General features: G+C 66.8%; 4 protein-coding genes. All 4 read right to left on the reverse strand.

Annotated elements, in window-relative coordinates:
- Window positions 1–877: 877 nt before the first annotated feature.
- Window positions 878–3,214, reverse strand: a complete 2,337-nt coding sequence (locus FIP57_RS22850) for an MMPL family transporter (protein ID WP_148576194.1) — start codon at window positions 3,212–3,214, stop codon at window positions 878–880.
- Window positions 3,215–3,242: 28 nt separating this feature from the next.
- Window positions 3,243–3,848 carry a TetR/AcrR family transcriptional regulator gene (locus FIP57_RS22855; protein ID WP_162529948.1) on the reverse strand — a complete coding sequence of 202 codons (606 nt, stop codon included), beginning with the start codon at window positions 3,846–3,848 and terminating at the stop codon, window positions 3,243–3,245.
- Between the two features lie 672 nt (window positions 3,849–4,520).
- Window positions 4,521–5,147, reverse strand: coding sequence for a TetR/AcrR family transcriptional regulator (locus FIP57_RS22860; RefSeq protein WP_148576199.1), 627 nt, complete (start codon window positions 5,145–5,147; stop codon window positions 4,521–4,523).
- Between the two features lie 381 nt (window positions 5,148–5,528).
- Window positions 5,529–5,781: integrase core domain-containing protein (locus FIP57_RS22865; protein ID WP_148576201.1), on the reverse strand; the 253-nt coding region annotated here is incomplete at its 5' end.

The following is a 5,781-nucleotide window of genomic DNA, read 5'->3' on the forward strand; positions in this document are numbered from 1 at the left end:
TACGGATCTCGGCCCAGTCCTCCACTGACAACACTCCTCAACCCCTGTCTCATGACTAAGCACAGGGTCTCGGAGGGGGTCAGTTTTCGACCGTCGATAGGGGGTCAGTTTTCAGGCGTCGTCGACAACCCGGAGGTCTTCCTCACGTCAACAACCCGACGGGTGTGTCACCAACGTCCCGGCCGAGTACACCTAGCCGATGTGAAAGCCCGAGGGGATCGAAGCCGAGGGCACAGCCTGCTGCGGTGCCCAACGACGGGGCCACCCCGACTGAGGTGTCGGAGAGTCGCCCGTCGCCCGCCGGGGCATCTTGGCGTGCTCTTTGCTTTGGTTTATCGGCATACCTGCTGACCTCGCGATCACGGATGCTCTTCCCCCGTGCTCCTCTGAATGGCGGCCGTTGCATACCGCAGCATGTGGAGCATTTACATACATGCATGACTGCACGTAACGTGAGTACGGCGGGCGTCACCTAGGTGGTTGTCATCGCCCGCCGGAGGTGGTGACCAGTGGGTTCGGGACACGCGTGGCAGGGTCTGGCCAATCTGGTGGCGGACGCCTTGTGGTACGGGATGTGGTTCCTCTACGGCGGCCTGCTCGCTTGCGGAGCTTGTTGGTGCGCGGGATACGGGGGTTTCCGCGCCTGGCAGGAATGGGACCGCGACTGGGCTCGCCGTCGTGAGGAACGTCGACAGGAACGTCGCACCGCAAAGGAAGCCGCCCGCGGTTTGCGCGCCGTCGAGGACTTCTTGCAGCACCAGACGATCGTCGACGGCGGTGACTCGCCGCAGAGGGACAGCCGAGGCCACCGCTGGGGACGGCGACAGCAATAGACGCAACGCGCCGACTCCACCGAGTCCCGGACCCTAGGACCGTCTTACTGCGTCCCGACGGCGTCCGGTCGCGACGTCTGGAGGGCGTCCTCCCGTCGGGCGAGCATCTGCAGGAGCCGGTCGCCCTCGACATCAAGGTCGGGCAGGATCCGGTCCAGCCAGCGCGGTAGCCACCACGCCTTGTCACCAAAAATCGCCATCAGCGCAGGGGTCAGCGTGATCCGCACCAGGAACGCATCGATGAGAATCCCGGCCGCGAGCGCGAACCCGATCTGCTTGATCATCACGTCGTGGCTGAAGATGAAGCCGGCGAACACCGAGACCATGATCACCGCGGCGGCGACCACCACCCGGCTGGCTTGGTCGAACCCATGCACAACGCTCGCCTTGCCGTGGTAGCCGTGCACGTAGGACTCGCGCATCGACGAGACCAGGAACACCTGGTAGTCCATCGCCAGGCCGTACAGGATGCCGGTGACGATGACCGGCACGAAGCTGAACAGCGGGCCCCCGGTGTCGATGCCGACCAGCCAGCCGAGCCAGCCCCAGGAGAACACCGCGGTGGTCACCCCGAAGGTAGCCAGGATGCTTAGCAGGAACCCGAGCGTCGCCTGGATCGGCACGACAAGTGACCGGAAGACCACCAGGAGGATCAGCAGCGACAGGGCGACGATGATGGCCAGGTACAAGGGGACGATCTCGGCGAGCCGGTCGGACATGTCAATGCCGATCGCGGTGAACCCGGTGACGCCGACCACGACGTCGTGCTCCTGGGCGACGGGCGAGCTCGGCTCGCGGAGCGCCTCGACGAGATCCGCTGTCGCGTCGTCGTTGGGGCCCGAGCTGGGAATGACGCTGAGCACGGCGATCTGCCCGTCCTGGCTGGTGCCGACCGGCACCGAGGCCACGATCTCCTCGTGCTGCTGCAGCTGTTGGGTGACCGCGCCGAGGGTTTGCGGGTCAACGGCCGCGCCGTCGGCGGACTCGACGGTGACCAGCAGCGGACCGTTGAACCCCTCACCGAAGCCACGGGTGACGAGCTCGTAGCTCTGCCGGGCAGCGGTGTCGGTGTTCGCCGTCGCGCCCGAGGGCAACCCCAGATCCATGCTCGCAGCGGGTACCGCACCCACGCCGAGCACAGCGACCACACCGACGATGACCGGCCAGCGGAGTCGCACAATGGCCTTGACCCAGTGGTCGGCGACGCTGTGGCTGGCGTCATCCCCGCGCCTGGTGTGTCCCTTCTGGCGGGCCTTGGCCGAGACGATCCGCTCTCCGATCAGCCCCAGCATCGCCGGCAACAACGTGAGCGCGATGAGGACGGCGAGCAGGACGGTGGCCGCCGCGACGAGCGCCATCGTGGTGAGCATCGAGATCCCGATGACGGTGAGCGCGACGAGCGCCACCATCACGGTCAGGCCGGCGAAGAATACGGCGCTGCCGGCCGTGCCGACTGCCCGGCCGGCGGCCTCGCGGGCTTCAAGACCTTGGTCGATGATCAGTCGCCGCTGCCGGTTGACCACGAACAGTGCGTAGTCGATGCCGACCGCGAGCCCGATCATCAGCGCCAGCACCGGGGTGGCGTTGTTCATCTCCACCGAGGTCGACAACGCGAACGCTGTCCCGACCCCCACCCCGACGCCCACCAGCGCGGTGACCAGCGGCAGGCCGGCGGCGACCAGCGAGCCGAGGGTGAGAACCAGCACCACCGCGGCGACCGCCAGCCCGACGACTTCTGCCACGCCGACCGGGATCTCGATCGCCTTGAGCGAATCACTCGGCAGCACGCGCAGACCGGTTCCCTGGCCGGCGTCCTCGACCACCTCCAGGACCGAGGAGACCTGCTCGTCGGTCAAGGACGTCGACGGCACTGTGAACTGGAACTGGAACAGCGCCACCGGCGCCGTGGTGGACACCAGTACCCCGGGGACCGGGCTCCCGTCGACGACCAGCGGCCGGTACGGCGGCGCCGCCGTGCCGGGCTCACTCGGCTCGCTGCCCGGCTGGTCCGCCCACGGTCCTCCCGCCGCCTGCCCCTGGCCTTGCGTCAAATCGGCCGGGTTGACGACTTGCTGCAGGGCATAGACCTTCTGCACCGTCTGCGCGATCGCCGCCATCCGCTCCGGGGTGTCCAACCGCTCCCCGTCGGCCACGGTGAACACCACACTGGCCTGGCCACCGGAGGCCTCCGGCAGTTCCTCGGCGACCCGGTCCAGGACCTGCTGGGCCTCGGTGTTGTCGATCTTCATCTCCGAGGTGACCTTGACCCCGTTGATGACCAGAGCGGCCACCACCCCGGCGAGCACTAGAAGCCAGCCGACGATGAATGGCCAGGGCTTGCCGTAGCAACCGCGGCCCAGGCGGTACAGGAACGTCGACATGCGGTCTCCTCGGCAGGTGATGGTGCGGTCAGAAGCCGGCGCGCAGGTGCTTGAACAGTTCGTTCAGGAAGTCGTCGAACTCCATCGCGCCTGGGCGGGGCGACGGGTCGCCGGGAAGGTGGACGTCGACCAATCCCTCGAGCGCGGCCGAGACCATGCCGTAGACGGAGCCGCAGAGCAGCGTCACGTAGGGAGTCGGATAGCGTCCGTCCGCCACGGCCAGCATCCGCTGCTCCGCCTCCAACCGCATTCGATGCTGGACGTAGTAGACGTGCGGCTCCAGAGAGGGATGGTCGCGGGCCATGTTCATCACCTCCCGCATTCGCGACAGGCCAGCGGCAGTCAGCTGGAGACGCAGCACGACCTGGATCGCCTCGAGCAGAGGCACTGCGTCCGGGACATCCTCGAGCGCGTCCGCGGCCGCCTCGATGCTGGCGTAGGCGACCGACGCGACTGCGGCCTCCTTGCAGGGATAGTGGTTGGCGAACGTACGCCGTGAGTACCCAGCCTGCTCCGCCACGTCGTCGATGACGAAACCATCCAGACCACGCGCCCTGGCAAGCTCAAATGCGGCTTCGGCAAGCGCGTGCGCGGTCGCCTCACGCTTTCGCTCTCGCAGCCCGGCACGACTCACCCGACGAAACTTACAGCTTGATGCCCAGAAGGCAAGATTGCCCATTGCGCAGTCTGCCGATCCCTAGTGAACTGGCCGTACGACGACGACAAGGGGCTCGCTATGCGGACAGCGGTTCGCCTGGGCACGCAGGCACAGGTTCGGCCCGAGAGTGCAGTGGACCGATGGGGCCGCCGGCTGATCACCGGATCATTGCTCGCCTCGGCCACGCTTCCGTGGGCAGCGGACTGGAACCGCCGCCATACCTTCGGTCCTGAATACGGGCCTCACGCGTGCTGGCACGGCGCCTCGGAAGTAGTGAGTGCTACCACCGAAGGACTTATTGGCCTGTGGCTGCTGCGTAGTGGCCGGCGTAGTGCTACGGGTTCGGAGCAGTTGGTCACGGCCGCGGCACTGCTGCCGATTGCCCGCTGGGCGCCGTTCAACCTGACTCTCCTCGTACCCGGCACCTCGCCCTACGACCAGCACCCCGTCCCGCAGCGTGTTCTCGGGATGCCGGCGGCGCTGCTGAGTCAGGACCTGATCGCCGTTGCTGCCGCGGCCGGTCTCCTGATGAAACGCCGCGCAAGCAGACAGGGCTCTAGTAGGTGGGCTCGCCCGGGATCGCTTGAGCGTTGATGAACCGATCCGCCTAGATCTGCCGCGCCCGGTCGTCGTTCATTTGGGCCCCGCTCATGTAGCCCTGAGATTTGGCGTTTCGCCGGCGCGATCTGTCGCCAAGCCGTTCAAGAGCAGTTCGCAGATTGCTGCGGAAAGCCGAGCCGCGTCTGCGTTGGGGTCGTCAGACGGCCCGTCGACGGCGGCGCTGAGGCCGGCGACGGTGATCGCACCGAAGACGCTCATGGCCACCGCAGCCGGGTCGGCGACCGGGCGCAGCGACCCATCCGCGACGCCGTCGTTCAACAGCTGTTCGATTGGTTCATAAAAGGCTGCGCGCAGCGCTAGGGCCAGTTCGGGCAGGCGGGTGGCGCGCCCCAAGTCACCAACAAGGGCCCTGCACAGGTACGGGTGCTCGAGCATGACTTCGAGCTGAGCTACGACGGCCGCCACAAGCCTGGTGCGAGCGTCCTCGGCAGTCGAGACTGCTACTCCCACGGCACCGGCGATCATGTCCAGCAGGTCGCTGAGAAGGAACTCGAGGACTGCGTTCTTGCCGTCGAGGTGGTAGTAGATCGTCGCCTTCGGGATGCCAGTGGCCTCGGCGATGTCCTCGATCTTTGTAGCGTCCAAGCCCCGTTCAGCTATCAGTTCGGCTGCCCCGTACAGCTGACTGGCCAGCTTCGCCGGGAGTTTCCTCATACCTCGCTCCTCTTCCCCGCCGCACGACGAGGCGGGCGGCAGGTCTCGACCTGAGCCCCATCACATGTTGTACTGCCAGTACAAACTAGCGGTCTGGATCAGGAGTCGCCATGTACCTATCTTGGTACGCCGGTCGCGCGTTAGTGGGCGTCCGCGTCGGCCGAAGCGCCCCCGACACCGGGGTCGATTCGATGGCTGCGCGCTCGGCGAATCAGCCTTCCGTAGTGGGAGTCTCCGCCCGCCCCGAGACGCCCGCGGGAGAGTCCCTCTGGGCCCGCTCGCACCTCCGGTCTGCCGACTCTTCGCCCTGGTTCACCCGTTACCCGAGCGCGCCTGCCGGCACAGGACGCGAAATGAAGCGCCCCAGGTTCTCTGCCGCCGCTATACGGGTTGCGGCTCTCGGTTGAGAGCCTCGTAGTAGGCGGCCTCGTGCTCGACCGGGGTGATCATCCCGAGCGTGCCGTGGAGCCTGCGGTTGTTGTACCAGTCGACCCAACTGGCTGTCGCGTACTCGACGTCGGCGAGCATGCGGTAGGGCCCTGGGTGGAAGACCGTGGTGCCGATGCACTCGGCCTTGTAGAGACCGTTGATGGTCTCCATCAGCGCGTTGTCGTAGGCGTCGCCGACCGATCCG

This window comes from Nocardioides caldifontis, assembly GCF_008087345.1.
Classification (GTDB): Bacteria; Actinomycetota; Actinomycetes; order Propionibacteriales; family Nocardioidaceae; genus Marmoricola_A; species Marmoricola_A caldifontis.